The organism is Pseudonocardia sp. NPDC049154 (genome assembly GCF_040648315.1).
GTDB lineage: Bacteria > Actinomycetota > Actinomycetes > Mycobacteriales > Pseudonocardiaceae > Pseudonocardia.
This window is the reverse complement of record NZ_JBEZDN010000008.1, coordinates 73653-93154: the sequence shown is the minus strand read 5'-3', so window position 1 is coordinate 93154 and position 19502 is coordinate 73653. Positions and strand designations below refer to the sequence as shown.

Genomic DNA, 19502 nt, shown 5'->3' with positions numbered 1-19502 from the left:
TCAGCCCGATCCGACGAGGTACCCGTGCCCGCGGACGGTGCGCAGCAGGTGCCCGGCGCCGACGGCGTCGAGCTTGCGGCGCAGGTACCCCACGTAGACCTCGACGACGTTGCGGCTGGCGGCCTGCTCGTCGCCCCAGACCAGGCGGAGCAGCTCGTCCTTGGCCACGGCGGTGTCCGGGCGGCGGGCCAGCGCGTGCAGCAGCTCGAACTCCCGCGGCGAGAGCTCGACCGGAGCGTCCTCCCAGGTCACCGACCGCGACGCCGGGTCGACGACGAGCCCGCCCAGCCGCACCCGCTGCCCGGAGCGGCCGAGCGCGGCGTCGCGCCGGCGCAGCATCGCCTTGAGCTGCGCCACGAGCACGACGAACGAGAACGGCTTGACGAGGTAGCCGTCCGCCCCGAGGTCCAGCCCGTCCGCCTGGTCGATCTCGCCGTCCTTGGCGGACACCATCAGGACGGGGGTGTCGACGCCGGCCGCGCGCATCCGCTCCAGCACCCGGTACCCGGAGAGCCCGGGCAGGATGATGTCGAGCACGACGGCGTCGAACCCGCCGGTCAGTGCGGCGCGCAGCGCGGAGTTGCCGTCGCCGACCGCGACGACCTCCATCCCCTCGGCGGTGAGCCCACGGGCGAGCGCCGTCCGCACCCCGGGCTCGTCGTCCACCACCAGCACCCTGGCCATCGTCGACAACGTACCGCCGGACCGGTTCCCCACCTCAGAATTCGATGCTCGCTCCGCACGCTCCGCTCAGTCGTTTCTCAGCGGTGGGGCGTCCGTTTGAGACGTTTCTCAGCCCCGATGCGTCAGGCTTACCGGCATGGCAGTGGGAACGGCAGGACGGCTGTGGGCCCGGATCGGGACGGGCGTGGCGATCGCGGGCGCGGTCGGGCTGGGACTCGTGGCGGTGCCCGCCGGCGCGGGCGCGGCGCCCGAGCTGCCGCCGGTCTCGCCGGAGGACCTGGTGACCTCGGTCGCGCAGGCGAACCCGGGCCCGCTCGACGGCACGGTCGAGCTCGACAACGCGCTCGGGCTGCCCGCGATCCCCGGTGCACCGGAGCTCGCGAACGGCACCAAGGAGGCCCGCGTCTGGTCGGACGGGGCCGGCAAGGGCCGCGTCGCGCTGCCGTCGGACCAGGGTGAGAAGACGCTGGTCTCCGACGGGACCACCGCCTGGTCGTACGACTCCGCGGACCGCACCGCCACGAAGAAGGCCGTGACGCCGGGCGAGCACCGGCCCGACGCCGGCGCCGCGGACCCGACCCGCTCGGCCGCCGACGCGATCGAGCGGCTGCGCACCACCAGCACCGTGAGCGTCGACGGCACCGCGGAGGTGGCGGGCCGCCCGGCGTACGAGCTGGTCCTGGCGCCCAAGCCCACCGAGCGGACGCTGCTGCGCGAGGTCCGGATCGCCGTCGACTCGGAGAAGCGGATCCCGTTGCGGCTCACCGTCCTGGCCACCGGCTCGGCCGACCCGGCCTTCGAGGTCGGGTTCACCGACATCACGTTCGGCCCGCAGGACCCGGCCCTGTTCACCTTCACCCCGCCGCCCGGCACCACGGTGCAGGACGCCCCGCAGGGCGGCGCGGACCGCGGCGGGAAGCCGGCCGGCGCCGAGCCGACCGTCGTGGGCGACGGGTGGGACACGGTCGTGATCGGGAAGCGGCCCGCGCAGGACCAGACCCCGCAGGGCGGCCCGGACCTCTCGCAGCTCGGCACCCCGGTCAGCGGGTCGTGGGGCAGCGGGCGGCTGGTCACCACCGCCGTGGCGAGCGCGATCCTGACCGACGACGGCCGCGTCGCCGCGGGCGCGGTGCCCGAGCAGGTGCTCACCGAGGCCCTGTCGAAGTGACGACCTCCCCCGTGCGGGAGGCTGCGCGGGTGACCGCCGCTCCCGCCGCCCGGGCCGCCGGCCTGCGGAAGGTGTACGGCCGCACGGTCGCGGTGGCGGGGCTCGATCTCGAGGTCCCCACCGGCGCCGTGCTCGGCATGCTCGGGCCCAACGGCTCGGGCAAGACCACGCTGATCCGGCTGCTGCTGGGGCTGACCCGCCCCACCGCCGGCACCGCCGAGCTCCTCGGTCATCCGTTGCCCGAGGTCGCCGCCGCACTCCCGCACGTCGGGGCGCTGGTCGAGGGGCCCGGCTTCCACCCCTTCCTGTCCGGGCGGGAGAACCTGCGCCGGTTGGCCGCCGCCGAACCGCTGCTCGACGCCGCCGCGATCCCGGGGGCCGTCGGCGCCGCGCTGGAACGGGTGGAGCTCACCCACGCCGCCGACCGCCGGTTCCGCGGTTACTCGCTCGGCATGAAGCAGCGGCTCGGGCTGGCCGGGGCGCTGCTCGTCCCCCGCCGGCTCGTGGTGCTCGACGAGCCGACCAACGGCCTCGACCCCGCCGGTACCCGGGAGGTCCGGGCGATCATCGGCGAACTGCACGCCGCCGGGTCGACGGTGATCGTCTCCTCGCACCTGCTGGCCGAGGTGGAGGCGACCTGCACGCACGTCGCGGTCCTGCAGTCGGGGTCGCTTGTCGCGGCCGGGGAGCTGCGGGGGCTGCTCGACTCGCGGACCGGCGGCCTCGTGATCGTGACGCCCGACGTCGAGCCCGCCCTGCGCACGCTGGCCGAGGTCGGTGCGGTCGCGACCCGCGACACCGGCGGCGAGCCCGGCGTGGTCGTGACGGACGGCCCGGAGCCGCCCGAGATCGTCGCGCTGCTGGTGCGCGCGGGCGTCGCGGTGCACGAGGCGCGCCGGCGTCGCCCGCGGCTGGAGGAGCTGTTCGCGCAGCTCACGGAGGGGTCATGACGATCATCGCGGAGACCGGGCCGGACACCCGCGCCGCCGCTCCCCTGGGCCGGCTGCTCGCCGCCGAGGTCCGCTGGGTGTTCCGCCGCCCGCGCACGCTGGTCACGCTCGGGCTGTTCGCGCTGATCCCGGTCCTCATCGCGATCGGGGTGGTGGTCGCCGACCGCGACGGCGGGGGCGGGCTGATCGGGGCGGTCGCCGGCAACGGGCTGGTGCTCCCGATCGCGGCCCTCACCGTCGCCCTGGCGCTCCTGCTGCCGCTCGCCGTGGCGATGGCGGCGGCCGACGCGATCGCGGGCGAGGCCGCCAACGGCACCCTGCGCGGGCTGCTCCTCGCGCCCGTCAGCAGGGTGCGGCTGGTCGGGGTGAAGGCCTTCGGCGTGCTGGTCGTGGCGGCCGCCGCGGCGCTCACGATCGCCGTCGTCGGGGTGCTCGCGGGCATGGTCGTGGTCGGCAGCGCGGACGGCGGGATGGTCACCCTCTCCGGCACCACGCTCGGCCTCGGCGCCGGGCTGGCCCGCGTCGCGCTGGTCACCGTGTGGGTGGTCGGGCAGTTGGCCGCGGTGGGTGCCGTGGCGCTGGCGGTGTCGTCGCTGACCGAGCACCCGCTCGTCGTGCTGGCCGGCGTGCTGGGCGCGCTGATCGCGTTCGGCGTGCTGTCCGCGATCCCGGCGCTCGACTGGCTGCGACCGTGGCTGCTCACCTCGGGCTGGTCGGCGGGGGCGGACGCGCTGCGGTACCCGATCACGCTCGACGCCATGGGCTCGTCGACGTTGCGGGCGCTCTGCTACGCCGCGATCGGCGTCGGCTTCACCCTCTGGCGCATGCAACGCAGGGATGCCTGAGCGGGCCGGCTGCTCCATGATGGCCGGCATGGCCGAACTGCTGGACGACGACGCCGTCACCGCCGCGCTGGCCGACCTGCCCGGCTGGGAGCGCGACGGCAACGCGATCGTGCGCACCGCCGAGCTGCCGAGCTTCCCCGACGCGATCACCGTCGTCGACCGGGTGGCCGAGGACGCCGAGGAGCGCAACCACCATCCGGACATCGACATCCGCTGGCGGAAGGTCACCTTCCGGCTCTCGACGCACTCCGCCGGCGGGCTGACCGCCAAGGACACCGAGCTCGCGGCGCAGATCTCCGCGCGGATCGACGCCGCCGCCCGGTAGCTACCGGGCGACGCGCAGGTCTGCGAGGAAGGACTCGACGAGGCTCGCCGCCTGGCCCACGGCGTACCGCTTGTGCGCGGCCTCGGGACCCTCGAGCAGGTACCCGGTCGACGGGGCCGCGGCGGGCCGGGCCGGCAGCGACCGCGCGATCTCCGCGCCGTACACCGCCGCCGCGACCTCTGCGGCGTGTGCGACGGCGGCCCGGTCCGGCCGGTCCACGAGCTCGCCCGGTGCGAGGATTCCCAGGCCCGGACCGGGATCGAAGCCGACGACCTCGCTGAGCGCGGCGAGCAGGTCGTCCTCCGCGTCGGCGCGCAACGGGCGCCGCAGGCCGAGGCGGTGCACCGGCACCGAGCGCAGCCCGCAGCGGGCGAGCAGACGCGTGTCCGCGTCCACCGCCACGACGATCTCGACCTCGGCTCCCCCTGTGACGAGGTGCTGGAGGAGGCCGCCGGCCTCGGCCAGCAGTTCGGCGCCGTCGACCGCCGCCGCCACCACGCGCGACGCCCGTTCCAGCGGCGTCTCGGGGAGGCGGTGGCGTCCGGTCCGCAGCGTCGCGGTCCCGGGCTCGCACAGTTCGCTGATCATCACCTGTCCAAATGGGGAGGACTCCACTTGGAGAATCGAGGGGCGCCGTCACGGCGTTATGCGCGCCGCCGGCAGCGTGCGGCGAGCGGTAGATCCGTCGGCGAGCGGTTCGCCGCGCGGAAACTCTCTCGATGGTCGAGACTGTCCGGTATGACCGTTCACGCGCCCCGTCTCCGTCCGTCTGCCTTGCTCGCACTGCTCGGGTTCGTCGCCGCCGTGGTGGTCGTCGCCGTGGTCGGCGGGCTCGCCTCCGCCTCTGCTGCCGAGCAGTACGCCTCGTTCACCCGGCCCTCCTGGGCGCCGCCGTCGTGGCTGTTCGGTCCGGTCTGGACGGTGCTGTACGCGACGATCGCGGTGTCCGGCTGGCTCGTCTGGCGCCGGGCGGGGCTGACCGCGCCCGCACACGTCGTCTACGCCGTCCAGCTCGTGCTGAACATGGCCTGGACCCCGCTGTTCTTCGCCGCCGGACTCCCGGGCGTCGCGTTCGCCGAGATCGTGCTGCTGTGGCTGTCGATCGTCGCGACGATCGCGCTGTTCGCCCGGCACAGCCGCGCCGCGGCCTGGCTGCTCGTGCCCTACCTGGGCTGGGTCACCTTCGCCGCCGCCCTCAACTACGCCATCTGGACGCTCGGCTGAGCGCGGCTGCTACGGTGGTCGCCATGGCGCGCCGATACTGGTTTAGCGGGCCGGCCCGGGATGGGTCGGCACGCAGCCTGCTGCGCTGACCCATCCCACGAGAGCCGGTAACCACCTGGGCCGGCTCGGCGGATGTGTGACCGGGGCCGGTCCGCGAAAGGACCCACCCCGATGTCCCCCCTCGATACCGCCGTCCCGGCCGCGCTCGACCAGCACCGCACGGCCCGGATCAGCCCGCTGCTCTCCCCCGCGCTGCTGCGCGACGAGCTGCCGGCCGACGACCGGGTCGCCGACGTGGTCACCCGTGGCCGGGCGGACGTCGTCGACGTCCTCGACGGCCGCGACGACCGGCTGCTGGTCGTCGTCGGCCCCTGCTCGATCCACGACCCCGACGCGGCGCTCGACTACGCGCACCGGCTCGCGGCGCAGGCGGAGCGGCTCTCCGGGGACCTGCTCGTCGTGATGCGGGCGTACTTCGAGAAGCCCCGCTCGACCGTCGGCTGGAAGGGCCTGATCAACGACCCGGGCCTCGACGGCAGCTTCGACGTCAACCGCGGCCTGCGCACCGCCCGCCGGCTGCTGCTCGACATCACCGCCCTGGGCCTGCCCGTCGGGTGCGAGTTCCTCGACCCGATCACCCCGCAGTTCATCGCCGACACCGTGACATGGGGTTCCATCGGAGCGCGGACCGCGGCGTCCCAGGTGCACCGGCAGCTGGTCAGCGGGCTGTCGATGCCGGTCGGCATCAAGAACGGGACGGACGGCGACGTCCAGGTCGCCGTCGACGGCATCGGCGCGGCCGCGGCCCCGCACGTGTTCATGGGCATCAACCCGGACGGCCTCGCGGCACTGGTGCGGACCACCGGCAACCCCGACGCGCACGTGATCCTGCGCGGCGGTGCGGCCGGCCCGAACTTCTCCGCCGCCGACGTGGCCGACGCACGGGAGCGGCTCGCGAAGGCCGGCCTGCCCGAGCGCGTGGTCGTCGACGCCAGCCACGGCAACTCGCGCAAGGACCACGTCCGGCAGGCCGAGGTGGTGCGGGAGATCGCGGAGCGGATCGCCGGCGGCGACACCGGCGTGACCGGGCTGATGATGGAGAGCTTCCTCGTCGAGGGGAACCAGTCCCTCGGCGGCGACCTCGTCTACGGGCGGTCGGTCACGGACAAGTGCATGTCCTGGGACACCACCTCCGCCCTGCTCGACGAGCTCGCGGCCGCGGTGCGCGCCCGGCGCTGACCGAGGGTGGGCCGGCCGTCCGGTGGGTATCCGCCCGGCATGGGTGACTACGAACACTCCACCACCGTGGCGGCCGAGCCCGACACGCTGTTCCGCTACCTGTCCGACGTCCACAACCTCCCGGACTACTTCGACTCCATGCGCGAGGCGGAGCCCACCGGCAGCGCCGCCACCGGCGACGTGCCCGGCGGGGCCGAGGAGGTGCACGTCGTCGCGGAGGTCGACGGCGAGCGCAAGGAGGGCGAGGCCTGGTTCGACAGCGACCCGGCCCTGCGCTCCCTGCGCTGGGGCTCCGAGGGGCCGAACGGCTACCACGGCGAGCTGTCCGTGAACGCCGCGGCCGAGGGCTCGGAGGTCATCGTCACCCTGCACACCGAGCACGTCGACGGCGACCGCATCCGCGCCGGCCTCGAACACACCCTCGCCGAGATCAAGCAGAAGGTGGAGAGCCCGACCAACCCCTCCTGAGAACCCGTCGGCCCCGACGCCGAGGCCCCTTCGAACGAGGGGGCGACGTCGATCCCCCCACGGCAGATCAGACGATCCTGCGGTGGTCCAGCCCGCCCGGGCCGGGCCGCCAGGAGACGATCTTCGTCACCGTCACGACGACCGGCTGGGAGAAGGTGCGGAGCCACTCGGCGAAGCTCTGCCCGCCCAGCAGGACGTGGTACTTCTCCTCGAAGGGCGCCAGGTCGTCGACGACGTCGTCGGCGCCGGCGAGGGTGGCGTCGCCCTCGCCGAGCACGATGTCCGTACCGCCCGCTGCGCTGTCGAGTGAAAAGCCCACCGCGGGGTTGCGCCGCATCCGCCCGACCTTCGCCGTGTCGGGGCGGCTGAACACCACGATCCGCGGGTCCGCGAACAGGAACCAGACCGGCGCCGTGTGCGGTCGCGCGGTGCGGTCCACCGTGCTCAGCCACAGGATCGGCTCGCGCGCGAGCCGGGCCGCGGTGGCGGCGTCCTGCGGGCCGAGCAGCGGGTCGGTCACGTGGTCACTCCAGCAGCAGCTGCCCCCGTGCGGCAAGCGGCACGGCCGCACGCTGCACCACTTGGCGGAGTGGGCGGGCGGCGACGAGATCAACGGCCCCCGCGTGCCGGGGAGACGGCCGCACGCCCGACCGTCCCGTCGGCCGTGCTGATGCCCGTCGCGGGTCGGCTCTACGACAGGATCGGCCCGCGGTGGCCGGCGTTCGTCGGGCTGCTCATGTACGCGGGCGGGACCTCCCTGCTCCGCGGGCTCACGCCCGTCACCTCGCACACCGAGATCGCGCTGCTGCACCGCCGGGTGAGGACCCCCCACACCCGCCGAAGTCGTCCGTCAGGGGTGATCCGCCCCGCGTCCGCGCTGCCTACCGTCCTGCGCGGCCGGGCCATTCCGGGCGGACGGGAGAGTGGTGCAGCGATGCCGGATCAGATGACCGTGGGGCCGATCGACTTCGTGCTCCTGGAGTTCCCCGACGACGCCGACACGAAGGCCTGCGGCGACGCGCTCATGGACCTCGTCCGGCGCGACATCGTCCGCCTCTACGACCTCACGGTGATCCGCAAGGCCGCCGACGGGTCGTACTCGGGCATCGACCTCACCGACGTGACGTCCGCCGGGATCGGCGGCTTCACCGCGTTCGAGGGCGCGCAGTCGGGGCTCATCCACGACGACGACGTGCGGGCGGTCGCCGAGCTCATGCGGCCGGGCTCGATGGCGGCGCTCATCCTCTTCGAGAACTCTTGGGCCGCATCGTTCGTGGGCGCCGTGCTCGACGCCGGCGGGGAGCTCGTCGCGAGCCAGCGGATCCCGGCGCCGGACGTGCTCGAGGCCGTGGAGCGGCTCGAGTCCGCCGTCCGGCCGAGCTGAGGGAGGACACCATGCCAGGTCTGTTGCGCGGGCTCGCCCGCACCGCGATCATCGCCGGCACCGCCAGCTCGGTGGCCGGCCGGGTGCAGCGCCACCAGGCCCGCAAGTTCGCCGACCGGGACGCGGAGACCGCCGCCGAACGCGAGCGGGCCTACGAAGCGCAGATGGAGCCGCAGGGCGGCTACGCGCCCGCTCCCCCGCCCGCCCCCGCTCCCGCGGCCGCCGGCGGGTCCGACGTGATCACGCAGCTCAAGCAGCTCGCCGAGCTCCGGGACCAGGGCGTGCTCACCGACGACGAGTTCGCCGCCCAGAAGGCACGGATCCTGGGCTGACGCAGGCGCCGCGACGAGAGCCCCCGGGCCGCCCCGGGGGCTCCGTTCTGCCTGACCGGAACTCGGTGCTCCGGGGATGCTCCGGGGATGCTCCGGGGATGCTCCGGGGATGCTCCGGGGATGCTCCGGCGACAGAATTGCGCAGGAATCTGCGGGGAAGCTATTCTGACGAGTGCGATCAGGGACGGAATTCGCAGCTCTGCAACTTCAGGGTAGCACGAACGGGGAGTGCGTGGAAAGTATTTCTGTCGAGCAGGAGGTCGACGCGGAGACCGGGCGGATCCGGCGGCTGCATGCACTGCTCGCCACCGAGCTCGCGGCGGCCGCGGCCCGGGCGCGGGGGGTGCTGGCCGCGCCGACGGGTGAGGAGCTCAGCGCCCGCTACGAGCGGGACGTCTCGGTCCACCGCTGGTCGGAGCGGGTGAGCGCGTTGTCGGCGGCTCGGTCGGGGCTGTGCTTCGGGCGGCTCGACCACACCGACGGGTCGACGAGCTACATCGGCCGCATCGGGCTCACCGACCCCGCGGACGGCGAGAACGCCCTCACGGACTGGCGGGCGCCGGCCGCACGACCGTTCTACTGCGCGACCCTGGCCACGCCACTCGGCGTGGCCCGGCGGCGGCATTTCCAGCTCGCCGGAACGGCGCCGGACGAGCGGGTCACCACATTTCACGACGACGTGCTGGACGGCGATGCGGATTCCGGGTCCGCGTCCGATCCGGCATTGCTCGCCGCACTCAAGGCGCCGCGCGGGTCGACGATGCGCGACATCGTCACGACCATCCAGGCCGAGCAGGACGCGATCATCAGGCTGCCCCTCTCCGGCGCCGTCGTGATCGAGGGCGGCCCGGGGACCGGCAAGACCGCGGTCGCGTTGCACCGCGCCGCCTACCTGCTCTACGCCCACCGGGAGCGGCTGGCCCGCAGCGGCGTGCTGGTCGTCGGGCCGAGCGCGGGGTTCGTCCGCTACGTCGGGGGCGTGCTCCCCGCGCTGGGCGAGTCGGCGGTGGTGTTCACGACGCCGGGCCGGCTGGCGCAGGGCGTCGTCGCGACGGCCGTCGACGAGGACGACGTGGCCCGTACGAAGGGCGACCTGGCGATGCTGGACGTCCTGCGCCGAGCCGTCGCCGACCGGCAGGCATTGCCCGCCGTGCCGATCGCTCTCGAGCTGGAGGACGTGACCGTCGTGATCGACCGGTCGACGGCGGCGGAGGCGCGGCGGCGCGCCCGCGCCACCGGCCTGCCGCACAACGCGGCCCGGACGACGTTCCGCGACTCGCTCGGCAGCCTGCTCGTCGAGCAGGGTCTGGAGAAGCTCGACCAGGGCCTGGAGGACCCGCCCGAGCTCGCCGAGCTCCTCCGCGGCCTCGACATCCCCGAGATCGAGCCCGCGGGCGCGGCGGAGGTGTCGGCGCAGCTGCGCGCCGAGCTGCGGGACGACCTGCGGTCGAACCTCGACTTCCACGCCGCCGTCGAGGAGCTCTGGCCGGTGCTGACCCCCGGGCAGGCCCTCAGCGAGCTGTTCGCGGACCCGGACCGGCTGGCGTCGGCCGGCGAGGGGCTCGCGGGGCTGCACCGCCCCGAGGGGTCGGCGTGGACCGTGGCGGACGCCCCGCTGCTCGACGAGCTGGCCGAGCTGCTCGGTCCCGCGCCCGCCGGGCACGCCGAGCCGGCCGAGCCCGACGGCGTGTACGCCGCGGAGGTGCTGAGCATCCTGGAGTCGGCCGACCGCCAGCTCGCCGGGGAGGATCCGGACGAGCTGCGCCCGACCGACTTCGTGACCGCGGACGTGCTCGCCGCGCGGCAGGTGCCCGGGCACCTCGCGAGCGTCGCCGAGCGGGCGGCGGGCGACCGGGACTGGCGGTACGGGCACCTCGTCGTCGACGAGGCGCAGGAACTGTCCGCCATGGACTGGCACGTCCTGCTGCGGCGCTGCCCCTCGCACTCGATCACCGCGGTGGGCGACCTCGCGCAGCGCAGCGCCCCGGCGGGCGCGCAGGCGTGGGCGGACGTGCTGGGCCCCCACCTCCGCGACCGGTGGACCTACCGGACGCTCACGGTGAACTACCGGACGCCCACCGAGATCATGGCCCTCGCCGCGGAGGTGCTGGCGGAGTTCGCGCCCGACCGGCGGCCGCCGGAGTCGGTGCGGGACGCGGGCGAGGACCCGTGGCAGGGCAGCGTCCCCGCGTCCGCGCTGGTCGCCGAGGTCCGCCAGGTCGTCGAGGCCGAGGCGGCGCAGCTGGAGCGCGGCACGCTGGCGGTCGTCGCCACGGACGTCGAGGGCCTCGCCGACCTCCCGGCCGAGGTGCACACCCCGGTGTCGGCGAAGGGCCTGGAGTTCGACGCCGTCGTGATCGTCGACCCCGAGCGGATCCGGGCGCACAACCCGGCCGACCTCTACGTCTCGATCACCCGTGCGACCCGGCGGCTCGGGCTGCTGCACGTGGAGCGGTGAGGCGGCGGCGTGGGGTCCTCGCGCACCGCGAGGACCCTCACGTCGGCGACGCCGAGCGGGGCCGTGAGCGCGACGTCAGCGCGGCGGTGGCCGGTCGCCGGCGGCCAGCCAGTCCTTGGCCGCCGACAGCTCGGCGACCGGGAACGCGCGCAGCTGCCCCGGGACCAGTACGGAGAGCACGCGGAGCGCGGGCCTGAGCCACTCCTCGTCGCTCACGACGGCGACGCGCTCGTAGGACGTGGGATGGCGCGCCGCGAACTTGACCTCCTCGGCGAGCGTGTCCCCCTCGTACTCCCGCAGGTCGGGACCGAGCAGGTAGAGCAGCCGGATCGATCGGCCGGCCGCGATCTCACCCCGCAGCACGGGTTCGACGGTGTCGGAGAAGTCGTCGTCGTCGACCTTCCCGACCGCCTCGAAGCCGACCGTCCCCGAGGGCATGTCCCGAATCCGCGTCAGCATCCCGCCTCCTCCGCACCCGTCCGGTCGCGATCCTCACCGGTGATCCCCATGGTCCTGCCTCATCTCGAGGTGCTTCAGACCCTCAGGCATGTGAGGTGCTGGCTGCCGTGGCTGCGTGCCGAACGCGTGTCCGAGGGCCGGCAGGCGGATGGTACCGCCTGCATGCCCCGCCCCGGCTCGGCTACGCGGCGGCGTCCACACGCGAGGTGAACACCTCAAGCTCGTCGAGCAGCCCCAGCACTCTGAGCGGAAGACGGACCGGCTCGGACCCGATCACCAACCGCACCGTCGCACCCCGGTCTGCGGCCACGCAGTCGGCCTGCAGCAGGCTCCGCACCCCGCGCACCGCCAGGAAGCCCACCGCGGTCAGATCCACCACCAAGCGCCCGCCCACCCTCAGCGCACCCGCTGCAGCGCACAGACACGAGTCGAACTCACCAACGCTGGCGAGATCGATGTCCCCGCTGGCCTCGACCACCACCAGCTTCGGAGGCACCGACACGCTGGACAACGTCAGGCGACGGCAGTACACAATCGGATCGCTCGATCCACCGAAAAGATCATCCACACCGGCCATACCGCATCCGCCACCCAGAAAGGCCACATTCGCAGGGACCGGGCCGGAGATGGAATGTCGGGAGCGATGTCCTCGCCCCTACAGGTCACCGCCATCGCACTTCAGGCCTGCGTAACCCACGCCGGAAACCTTCCCACCTCGGGCTGCACGACGCAACGTCGAGCCGGCGGCCACGCGACGAGCTCGTCCCGCGGCCGCCATCTCCCGCACCGGTGGGCCCGGCACGGCACCGGGTCGCTAGGCCGTGGCTTCCGGGGTCGGGAGCCGTCGCGCGCCGCACCGTTCGAGCCACCGCACGAGCTGCCGGTGCACGGCCTCGGCCCCGTACAGCAGCGCCTCGCCCTCGACCGTGCGATCGAGGAGGTCGGCCTCCAGCGGCCAGTCCGCCGGGTGGACGAGCACGGCGTCGTTCTGCCAGCCGCCGAGGCCCCCGTGGCAGCCGACGAGCTCCTCGAAGGCGTGCACCTCGGCGGTGCGCGGGTCGACCGTGGAGTGGACGTAGAGATCGGGGCAGGAGTCCATCACGGCGACGCGCGCCAGGTCGGCCGCGGCCCGGGGGCCGAACGCGGCCAGCGGGTCCCGGCCCTCGACGACGTCGTCGAGCAGCACCCGCACGCCGTCCGGGCCGACCGCCAGCGGGCCGCGCGCGCTGTCCACCACGACGAACGCGATCCCGGGCTCGGCCAGCAGGCCGGGGATCAGCGCCGGGAAGCGGCGCCTCAGCTCCTCGATCGGCACGCGGCCCGGCAGCCCGGGGAACCAGGCCAGCCCGAGATTGCCCGAACCCACGACGACCAGCTCCGGCCGCCCGTCGTCGGACGGCCCGGCGGTCGCCGCGCCCCGCCTCCCCCGGTCCGGTCCGACGACGACGCCCGTGCCCCGCCGCCCGTCCGACCGCCGGGCCGCGGGCCGGACGGCCGACAGCACCTCGGCGAGCATCGCGTTGAGCGGCCCCCACACCTCGACGTCGCCGGTGTCGGCCAGGGTCGCCGTCCTCGACGCATCCGTGTGCTCCCGGACCGCCGCCTCGAGGCCGCGGCCGGTCAGCTGGCGGAACGTCGGCCCCTGGCTCTGCCCGTGATCGGACAGCACCACGAAGCGGTAGTCCCGCGGGGCGGCGGCCGCCACCCTCTCGAGGGTGCCGAGGACCTCGTCCACACCCGCCAGCGCGGCGAGCGACTCCGGCCGGGCGACCCCGGCGTGGTGGGCGATCTCGTCGTAGTCCACGAGGTCGACGAAGACCACCGGCGCCCCGGCGATCATGTGCTCGGCGACCAGCGCGACGTTGAGGTCACGCAACAGGACGTTCGTCAGGCCGCGCAGGGCCACGTAGGCGCCGCGCCGGCGGACCCGCGGCTCGATCCCCCGCAGGCGCTGGCGTCTGCTCTGATGGAGCTCCTTGGCCATCTCGCCGAGCGTCCGCACCAGGGCCCGGGGGAACACGAACGGGCTGGCGAAGAACCGCACGTAACCGCGGCCCGGGCCGAGGCCGCCGCGGCCGGTGATGCGGCTCATCGTCATGAAGGCGGTCGGCGCGTCCCCGCTGAAGATGTTCGAGACGCTCACGCCGCCGTCGGCCAGCAGCCCGCGCCCGTCCGACAGCCGCACCTCGAGGTCGGCCGCGTCGGCGGGACGGTTGGCGACCATCAACCGCCCGGTGTCCTTCTCGTACCAGCGGAAGGCCGGGATGCCGTCGTTGGTGCCGTGCAGCAGGGCCGCCTGGCTCGCCGGGGTGGTCGACGGGACCCGCGCCCACCAGCGGACGGCGTCGTGGCTGCCGGAGCGCACCCAGCGGGCCAGGGTCGGCAGGACCCCGGAGACGACGCCGTGCTGCAGCAACGGGAACGGCAGGCCGTCCACCTGCACCACGACGACCCCGACCGGGGAGGACCCGGGGGCCGGACCGGCCGCCGGCGTGCGACGACGTCGCCGCTCACCGCGGCGGATCAGGTCGGCGACGATGTAGGAGCTGTCGGTGATCCCGAGCAGCCAGCGCGTCACCGTCGAGACCACGGCGACGATCACCAACGTGGCCACCGCGTCGCCGAGGGAGGCGACCGAGGCGGACGGCACCGCGAGGAGCGCGAGCTCGACCACGGCGACCTGGACGAGCACACCGAGCACGAGCGCGGTCACGGCGCCCGCCCGACCGGCCAGGGCCCGCAGCACCGGGCGCACCAGCGCATCCACCAGGCCCATCGCGGCGGCGACCACGAACGCCGTCCACCAGTGCGCGAAGGACAGCCCGTCCAGGACCCACGCCGCGACGAGCAGGGCCACGCCGGTGGCGACGAGCCCGATCAGGCCGTCCCGGACGTCTCGCCCGCTCGCGCGCAGGCTCGGGCCCGCCTGCGTGTCCACTCCGGCATCGTGCCCGGTCCCGTCCCTCGCGTCGACGAGCAGAGCGGTGCCACCCTCGGACCGGGGTGCCGGCGGCGGCCCGCGCGGGGGGTGGGCACGGCGCCGCGCCCGGGCACGTCACCCCGCCGGGGTGAGCGGAGCGGGCGACGCGTTCGCGACCGTGGATCGCCGCACCGGAGACCGTCGTGGGAGGCCGCGTGACCGACCAGCCGAGCCTGCTGTCCGGCTTCGACCGGCTCCGCCGGCGCCATTCGTGGCTCGACCACGTGGTGCGCGCGGGCGTGCGGTACACCGAGCGGCACGGGAACCACTACGCGGCCGGGATCACCTACTTCAGCCTGCTGGCGCTGGTCCCGCTCGTCATGGTGGCGTTCGCGGTGGTGACGCTGGTGCTGACGGCCGATCCGGAGCCCCTCGCGCGGGTGCGGGCCCACGTCGACGAGGCCCTCCCGCCCGGGCTGGACGAGACGGTGAACGGGATCATCGACCAGGCCGTGGCGTCCGCCTCGACGGTCGGAGCGATCGGCCTGCTCATCGCGTGCTACACGGGCCTGGGCTGGATGAGCAACCTGCGGGCCGCGCTGTCCGAGCAGTGGGGGCAGCCGCCGCAGCCGCCGCCGTTCCTGCGCCGCCTGCGCGTCGACCTGGTCGCGCTGCTCGGGCTGGGCCTGGCGCTGGCGGTGTCCTTCGGGATCACCACCGCGGCCGGCGCCTTCGCAGGGCGGATCCTGGAGCTCTTCGGGCTGGCCGACCTCTGGTGGGCGCGCGTGCTCCTCACCGCGCTCGGCATCGTCCTGAGCCTGCTCGCCGACTGGCTCCTGTTCTCCTGGGTCTACGCGCGCCTGCCCCGCGAGGGGCTGAGCTGGCGCAGCGCGGGACGGGCGGCCGTCGCCGCCGCGGTCGGCCTCGAGCTGATCAAGCAGGGCATGGTGGTGTATCTGGCGTTCGTGACCCGGACCCCGACCGGGACCGCGTTCGGCCCGATCCTCGGCCTGATGGTCTTCATCTACACGGTGTCCCGCTTCCTGATCTTCATCGCCGCCTGGGCTGCCACCGCGCGCGAGAACCAGGTCGAGCGGCCGCCACCCCCGCCGCAACCCGCGGTGATCCGGCCGGAGGTCCAGGTCCGCCAGGGCCTCGGGACGGCCGCGGGCGCCGGCCTGGTCGGCGCCGCGGCGGTGGCCGGCCTGATCGGTGGCCGCCTGCTGACCCGGCGCGGGCAGGAGGAGCGGTGACCGGCGATCCGCGGGCCGGCCACCCCGCAGCGCTCGAAGGCCTCACGACATCAGGGCCGCCAGCTCGGTCATCTCGGCCTCGGGGTCCACGACGGGCTGGATCACGATCTCGGTGATGCCGGCCTTCTCCATCGCGGCGATGCGGTCGAGCAGTTCGGCCCGGGTGCCGACCAGGCCCAGCTTGTCCACCAGCGACGGCACGACCAGGTCGCGGTCCTCGGGCTCGATCCGGCCGAGGTAGTTGCGGTACAGCGTCGCGTGCCGGTTCGGGTCGGTCGCCGTGGTGCCGCGGCGCTCCAGCAGCCGCCGCACGGCGTCGGCCTCGTCGGGCTCCAACGTCTCGGCGAACCCCGGGTTGTCCGCGGCGAAGGTCAGCAGGGCCATCGCCACGTGGCCCATGCTGTCCCTGGCCAGGTCGCCGTGGCGGTCCTCGCCGTCGGCCAGCACGTGCAGCGAGGTCATGACGTAGGAGTCGGCGTCCTCCGGCTGCCCGGCCCCGCGCGCCGCCTCCCGCCGCGTCGCGTCGAACGCCGTCCACGCCTCCGGCGCGAGCAGCCCGAAGGAGATGACCCCGGCCCCCAGCCGTCCCGCGATCGCGGCGGCCTTCAGCCCGAACGCCGCCACGACGAACTCCACCGGGTCGGCTGTGTTCACGTAGGGCCCGACGTGCAGGAACCGGATGGTGCGCTCCCGGTCGCCCTCGCGGTACCCGGTCTGGCGTCCCGCCGTGAGGTCCTGCAGCGCGGCGGTGAACGACTCGAGCTCCGCCATCTTCGTCGGCAGCATCCCGAGCGTGCGCCGGGCGGTGTTGCCGGTGCCGACCCCGCAGATCACCCGGCCCGGAGCGATGGCGTTGAGGCTCGACACCGCGGCCGCGGCGGCCGGCGTCGAGCGCAGGGCCGGCGAGGTGACGCCGATCCCCAGCTTGATCCGGCTCGTCGCCTTCGCGCACAACGCCAGGGACACGAACGGGTCGCCGTTGACCATCGGGGTGTCGTAGACCCAGAAGCTGCTGAACCCCAGCTCCTCAGCCCGGACGGCCAGATCCTCGACCCCCGGCCGGGCGGTCATCACGATGCCGGTACGCATGAGCTCTCCTCGCCGTTGAAGAAAGGGACCGTCGTCAACGTAGCCGGGTCACGCCGTCGGGAGAGCCGAGCAGCGCTGGCTCCGGGTGCCGGACGGCGATGAGTCCCGCCGCGATCGCCGGTCTGTCACCCCGAACCGAGCACCGGCATCCGAGGAGTGATCATGACCGCCACGTACACCTTCGACGTCTTCTCCAGCCTCGACGGCTTCGGCGCCGCCACGGGCAACTGGACCGGCTACTGGGGCAAGCAGGGCCCCGAGCTGCTCGACCACCGCCTCTCCTTGTACGACGGCGAGCAGCGGATGGTCTTCGGGGCCACGACCTACCGCGCGTTCGCCGAGATGCTGGCGTCGAGCACCGAGGACTCCGAGGTGCGGGACCCGTGGGTCACGCGGATGAGGAGCCTGCCGGCGACGGTGGTGTCGACCACCTTGGACGGACCTCTCGACTGGCCGGACGCGACCGTCGCGCGCGGCGACGCCGTCGACGTCGTCGCCCGGCTCAAGGAGGAGTCCGAGGTGCCGCTGCGCTCGCACGGCAGCCTGTCGATGAACCGGGCGCTGATGGCCGCCGGTCTGGTCGACCGCGTCCAGGTGACGCTCTTCCCGGTGATCACCGGCCGGACCGGGCTGGACCCGATCTTCCGGGGTGCGGCCGACTTCGACCTCGAGCTGCTCGAGAGCCGGACGCTCGACGGCCACATCCAGGAGCTGATCTACACCCCGACCCTGCATGTGTAGAGGCGCCCGATCGGCCGATGTAACGCCGGGATCACTCGACGCGCTGTCCCAGTGACCGTGAGTGTGACCGGAGGGCTCCCCTTGGCAGTGAGAATCGGCGGCACAGGTGGCGGAGGCGGCAGAGGCAGTGGCGGCAGTGGCGGCAGTGGCGGACGCACGTCCCTCGCCATCGCCCTCGGGATCGCCCTCCTGGCCGGCACCGGCGCGGCGACGGCGATCGGGAACGCCGTGAATCCCGACGGTGCGTCCGTCCCGGCCGGCGAGGGTCCGGGGGCGCCGAGCGGGTCGCACGTCGGCAGCAGCAACTCGGCCGCGGCGCAGACGCGCATCGTCGGGCAGGGCGTCCGCGTGAGCGCCACGGTCACGGACGACTCCGCGGATTGCGTGGCCAACTCCTACGGTCAGATCCAGGACTTCTTCCGCGCCACGCCCTGCGCGGCCCTCCACCGCGCGCACTTCGATCTGCGCGACCAGGACGGTGATGCCGCCGTCGTCGCGGTGTCCTGGGTCGAGATGCCCGACGAGGCGAGCGCCCGCGCGCTCGAGCAGCTCCTGGACACCAGCGGCACGGGCAACGTGACCGAACTGTCCCGGGAGCGCGGCCGGTACGGCACGGTCCGCTACACCGGCGACGCCTACGCCTCCCGCCGTGACGGCGCCGTCGTCGTCAACGCCCAGGCCGAACCCGTCGCCCGCGGCTGGTCGGGGCCCGGCCTGAACACGATCGCCGCGAGCGCCGCGCACTAGCGACAGGAACAGGTGAATCGCCTGGTGATCGGTACCCTCGTCGGGTGGCGGACCCGATCTGGCTAGGGACGATCTCGGCCCTCTCGGGCACGGTGCTCGGTGGTGTGATCGCGGCCGCGGCGCAGTCGGTGCGCGACCGGCGCACGAGGCGCTACCAGTCCGAGGCACGGTGGGAGAAGGCGTTCATCGACGGCGTCGCCGGATTCCTGTCCGCCTCGGACGCAGAGTTCCGCGCTCTGCGCCGACTGCACCAGGCCGTTCCCGGGGACGACCGCTGGCACGCTCTGCGGAACGACGCCGACGACGCCGTCGAGGAGGCGGAACGGAGGTCGAACGTGGTCTCGCTCCTGTCCGGCGAGCGCACGCATCCCGTCCGCGTCGCCTCGCGGAGGATGCGGGAGTCCCTGCGCGAGATGCAGGCGGCGGCCCACGACGGCACGGTGCTGAGCAAGGCCGAGGTCGAGGACGTGCGGCGGCGCTGGACCGCTGCGCGCGAGGACCTGCTCCGGCTCGTGCAGGGCATCTACGTGAGCCACGGCCGTCACCCTCGGGTCCGAGCACTGCACGAGCGCCTGAGCGGCGCCCGGGCAGCCCGACCATCCGGGTCCGCCAGCCGGGGGTGATCCCCGGCGCGAAGCGCTCGTACGTAGTTCTACGTATCGACGAAATCGAAGTTCGGCGGGGCGCAGTACCCTTTACGGCCCCAAGCGCCACGCGGAGGCCTGCTTGGTCGCGGTGACTTGGGATCCGTTTGTCACGCCATAGCGGTGCGACTCGCGTCGCATCCTCCGACACCCGGTCGCGGTGCGAGTCGCCCACCACCAGGACGGAGGTCCCTGATGCGCATGTTGCTCGTCGCCCAGCCCAACGTCGACAAGGGAAGCGAAGCCATCGCCAGCGGCAACATGGCCAAGACCATCCAGGCGACGATGGAGCTGATCAAGCCCGAGGCAGCCTACTTCGCGCCCGTGCGGGGTCAGCGGACCATGATCGCGGTCTTCGACCTGGACGACCCGGGCCAGCTTCCGAAGATCACCGAGCCGCTGTTCCAGATGGGCGCAGTGGTCGAGATCGTGCCCGCGATGAACCTGGAGGATCTCCAGCGCGGACTCGCCGCGATCGGCGGCTGACCTGATCGAACGCGCAGTGCGAAAGCCTGCCGTCGAAGACGACGGCAGGCTTTCTGCTGCCGGAAAGGCGTTCACGAACCCGGATC

22 protein-coding genes are annotated in these 19502 nt (G+C 74.0%); 15 read left to right on the top strand and 7 right to left on the bottom strand.

The features are described 5' to 3' along the window. Nucleotides 1-684: a response regulator transcription factor gene (locus AB0B41_RS07075; RefSeq protein ID WP_358199916.1), complete on the bottom strand. Its 684-nt coding sequence runs from the start codon at nt 682-684 to the stop codon at nt 1-3. A 136-nt stretch (nt 685-820) separates the two neighbouring features. Here AB0B41_RS07075 and AB0B41_RS07070 point away from each other — a divergent pair, with 136 nt between their 5' ends. The 4 genes from AB0B41_RS07070 to AB0B41_RS07055 are packed head-to-tail and all read left to right on the top strand — an operon-like array spanning nt 821 to nt 3972. Beyond that, a complete protein-coding gene (locus AB0B41_RS07070) occupies nt 821-1852 on the top strand; it encodes an outer membrane lipoprotein carrier protein LolA (protein WP_358199913.1) in 1032 nt (343 codons plus the stop codon). A 29-nt stretch (nt 1853-1881) separates the two neighbouring features. Beyond that, nucleotides 1882-2802 (top strand): ABC transporter ATP-binding protein, encoded by a 921-nt coding sequence (locus AB0B41_RS07065; protein ID WP_358199911.1) that lies wholly within the window; start codon nt 1882-1884, stop codon nt 2800-2802. Continuing rightward, nucleotides 2799-3647 (top strand): ABC transporter permease, encoded by an 849-nt coding sequence (locus AB0B41_RS07060; protein ID WP_358199909.1) that lies wholly within the window; start codon nt 2799-2801, stop codon nt 3645-3647. Before AB0B41_RS07065 ends, AB0B41_RS07060 begins: the two co-directional genes overlap by 4 nt. 28 nt (nt 3648-3675) lie before the next feature. Continuing rightward, the gene (locus AB0B41_RS07055; protein ID WP_358199907.1) at nt 3676-3972 is read left to right on the top strand and encodes a 4a-hydroxytetrahydrobiopterin dehydratase; all 297 of its coding nucleotides are present in this window, start codon (nt 3676-3678) and stop codon (nt 3970-3972) included. Here the strand turns inward: AB0B41_RS07055 and AB0B41_RS07050 are convergent, their stop codons facing one another. Then, on the bottom strand, nt 3973-4560 hold the full coding sequence (locus tag AB0B41_RS07050) for a hypothetical protein (RefSeq protein WP_358199905.1): 588 nt from the start codon (nt 4558-4560) through the stop codon (nt 3973-3975). It abuts the gene before it with no gap. Between the two features lie 186 nt (nt 4561-4746). Here AB0B41_RS07050 and AB0B41_RS07045 point away from each other — a divergent pair, with 186 nt between their 5' ends. From AB0B41_RS07045 to AB0B41_RS07035, 3 genes are all read left to right on the top strand, one after another. Further along, a complete protein-coding gene (locus tag AB0B41_RS07045) occupies nt 4747-5196 on the top strand; it encodes a TspO/MBR family protein (RefSeq protein WP_358199902.1) in 450 nt (149 codons plus the stop codon). A gap of 171 nt (nt 5197-5367) precedes the next feature. Beyond that, nucleotides 5368-6435 carry a 3-deoxy-7-phosphoheptulonate synthase gene (locus tag AB0B41_RS07040; protein WP_358199900.1) on the top strand — a complete coding sequence of 356 codons (1068 nt, stop codon included), beginning with the start codon at nt 5368-5370 and terminating at the stop codon, nt 6433-6435. Nucleotides 6436-6474: 39 nt separating this feature from the next. Next, nucleotides 6475-6903 (top strand): SRPBCC family protein, encoded by a 429-nt coding sequence (locus tag AB0B41_RS07035; protein WP_358199898.1) that lies wholly within the window; start codon nt 6475-6477, stop codon nt 6901-6903. A gap of 67 nt (nt 6904-6970) precedes the next feature. Here AB0B41_RS07035 and AB0B41_RS07030 read toward each other — a convergent pair whose 3' ends face one another. Further along, nucleotides 6971-7423 (bottom strand): pyridoxamine 5'-phosphate oxidase family protein, encoded by a 453-nt coding sequence (locus AB0B41_RS07030; RefSeq protein ID WP_358199896.1) that lies wholly within the window; start codon nt 7421-7423, stop codon nt 6971-6973. Between the two features lie 150 nt (nt 7424-7573). Between AB0B41_RS07030 and AB0B41_RS07025 the strand changes: the two genes are divergently transcribed. From AB0B41_RS07025 to AB0B41_RS07015, 3 genes are all read left to right on the top strand, one after another. Beyond that, nucleotides 7574-8287, top strand: coding sequence for a DUF6325 family protein (locus AB0B41_RS07025; protein ID WP_358199999.1), 714 nt, complete (start codon nt 7574-7576; stop codon nt 8285-8287). Nucleotides 8288-8298: 11 nt separating this feature from the next. Next, a complete protein-coding gene (locus AB0B41_RS07020; protein ID WP_358199894.1) occupies nt 8299-8619 on the top strand; it encodes an SHOCT domain-containing protein in 321 nt (106 codons plus the stop codon). A gap of 232 nt (nt 8620-8851) precedes the next feature. After that, nucleotides 8852-11077 (top strand): helicase, encoded by a 2226-nt coding sequence (locus AB0B41_RS07015; protein ID WP_358199892.1) that lies wholly within the window; start codon nt 8852-8854, stop codon nt 11075-11077. 75 nt (nt 11078-11152) lie between these two features. Here AB0B41_RS07015 and AB0B41_RS07010 read toward each other — a convergent pair whose 3' ends face one another. From AB0B41_RS07010 to AB0B41_RS07000, 3 genes are all read right to left on the bottom strand, one after another. Beyond that, nucleotides 11153-11536: an STAS/SEC14 domain-containing protein gene (locus tag AB0B41_RS07010; protein WP_358199889.1), complete on the bottom strand. Its 384-nt coding sequence runs from the start codon at nt 11534-11536 to the stop codon at nt 11153-11155. Nucleotides 11537-11717: 181 nt separating this feature from the next. Further along, a complete protein-coding gene (locus AB0B41_RS07005; protein ID WP_358199887.1) occupies nt 11718-12113 on the bottom strand; it encodes an STAS domain-containing protein in 396 nt (131 codons plus the stop codon). Nucleotides 12114-12350: 237 nt separating this feature from the next. Continuing rightward, complete coding sequence (locus tag AB0B41_RS07000; protein ID WP_358199885.1) at nt 12351-14474, bottom strand: alkaline phosphatase family protein; 2124 nt, start codon at nt 14472-14474, stop codon at nt 12351-12353. 197 nt (nt 14475-14671) lie between these two features. Here AB0B41_RS07000 and yhjD point away from each other — a divergent pair, with 197 nt between their 5' ends. After that, nucleotides 14672-15709, top strand: a complete 1038-nt coding sequence (gene yhjD, locus AB0B41_RS06995; RefSeq protein WP_358199883.1) for an inner membrane protein YhjD — start codon at nt 14672-14674, stop codon at nt 15707-15709. A gap of 42 nt (nt 15710-15751) precedes the next feature. Here yhjD and AB0B41_RS06990 read toward each other — a convergent pair whose 3' ends face one another. Then, the gene (locus AB0B41_RS06990) at nt 15752-16798 is read right to left on the bottom strand and encodes an LLM class flavin-dependent oxidoreductase (RefSeq protein WP_358199881.1); all 1047 of its coding nucleotides are present in this window, start codon (nt 16796-16798) and stop codon (nt 15752-15754) included. A 162-nt stretch (nt 16799-16960) separates the two neighbouring features. Between AB0B41_RS06990 and AB0B41_RS06985 the strand changes: the two genes are divergently transcribed. The 4 genes from AB0B41_RS06985 (at nt 16961) to AB0B41_RS06970 (ending at nt 19416) form a co-directional block, all read left to right on the top strand. Beyond that, complete coding sequence (locus AB0B41_RS06985) at nt 16961-17539, top strand: dihydrofolate reductase family protein (protein ID WP_358199878.1); 579 nt, start codon at nt 16961-16963, stop codon at nt 17537-17539. Nucleotides 17540-17767: 228 nt separating this feature from the next. Then, a complete protein-coding gene (locus tag AB0B41_RS06980; RefSeq protein WP_358199876.1) occupies nt 17768-18286 on the top strand; it encodes a hypothetical protein in 519 nt (172 codons plus the stop codon). A gap of 44 nt (nt 18287-18330) precedes the next feature. Continuing rightward, nucleotides 18331-18909, top strand: coding sequence for a hypothetical protein (locus AB0B41_RS06975; protein ID WP_358199874.1), 579 nt, complete (start codon nt 18331-18333; stop codon nt 18907-18909). A gap of 216 nt (nt 18910-19125) precedes the next feature. Then, nucleotides 19126-19416 carry a hypothetical protein gene (locus AB0B41_RS06970; RefSeq protein ID WP_358199872.1) on the top strand — a complete coding sequence of 97 codons (291 nt, stop codon included), beginning with the start codon at nt 19126-19128 and terminating at the stop codon, nt 19414-19416. Nucleotides 19417-19502: the final 86 nt, after the last annotated feature.

What these genes read in the sequence shown, in the direction of transcription:
- AB0B41_RS07075 (WP_358199916.1), bottom strand. Translation starts at nt 684, where the DNA reads ATGGCCAGGGTGCTGGTGGTGGACGACGAGCCCGGGGTGCGGACGGCG.
- AB0B41_RS06990 (WP_358199881.1), bottom strand. Translation starts at nt 16,798, where the DNA reads ATGCGTACCGGCATCGTGATGACCGCCCGGCCGGGGGTCGAGGATCTG.
- AB0B41_RS07040 (WP_358199900.1), top strand. Translation starts at nt 5,368, where the DNA reads ATGTCCCCCCTCGATACCGCCGTCCCGGCCGCGCTCGACCAGCACCGC.
- AB0B41_RS07070 (WP_358199913.1), top strand. Translation starts at nt 821, where the DNA reads ATGGCAGTGGGAACGGCAGGACGGCTGTGGGCCCGGATCGGGACGGGC.
- AB0B41_RS06970 (WP_358199872.1), top strand. Translation starts at nt 19,126, where the DNA reads ATGCGCATGTTGCTCGTCGCCCAGCCCAACGTCGACAAGGGAAGCGAA.
- AB0B41_RS07005 (WP_358199887.1), bottom strand. Translation starts at nt 12,113, where the DNA reads ATGGCCGGTGTGGATGATCTTTTCGGTGGATCGAGCGATCCGATTGTG.
- AB0B41_RS06985 (WP_358199878.1), top strand. Translation starts at nt 16,961, where the DNA reads ATGACCGCCACGTACACCTTCGACGTCTTCTCCAGCCTCGACGGCTTC.
- AB0B41_RS07025 (WP_358199999.1), top strand. Translation starts at nt 7,574, where the DNA reads ATGCCCGTCGCGGGTCGGCTCTACGACAGGATCGGCCCGCGGTGGCCG.
- AB0B41_RS07050 (WP_358199905.1), bottom strand. Translation starts at nt 4,560, where the DNA reads ATGATCAGCGAACTGTGCGAGCCCGGGACCGCGACGCTGCGGACCGGA.
- AB0B41_RS07060 (WP_358199909.1), top strand. Translation starts at nt 2,799, where the DNA reads ATGACGATCATCGCGGAGACCGGGCCGGACACCCGCGCCGCCGCTCCC.
- AB0B41_RS07035 (WP_358199898.1), top strand. Translation starts at nt 6,475, where the DNA reads ATGGGTGACTACGAACACTCCACCACCGTGGCGGCCGAGCCCGACACG.
- AB0B41_RS07020 (WP_358199894.1), top strand. Translation starts at nt 8,299, where the DNA reads ATGCCAGGTCTGTTGCGCGGGCTCGCCCGCACCGCGATCATCGCCGGC.
- AB0B41_RS07010 (WP_358199889.1), bottom strand. Translation starts at nt 11,536, where the DNA reads ATGCTGACGCGGATTCGGGACATGCCCTCGGGGACGGTCGGCTTCGAG.
- AB0B41_RS07055 (WP_358199907.1), top strand. Translation starts at nt 3,676, where the DNA reads ATGGCCGAACTGCTGGACGACGACGCCGTCACCGCCGCGCTGGCCGAC.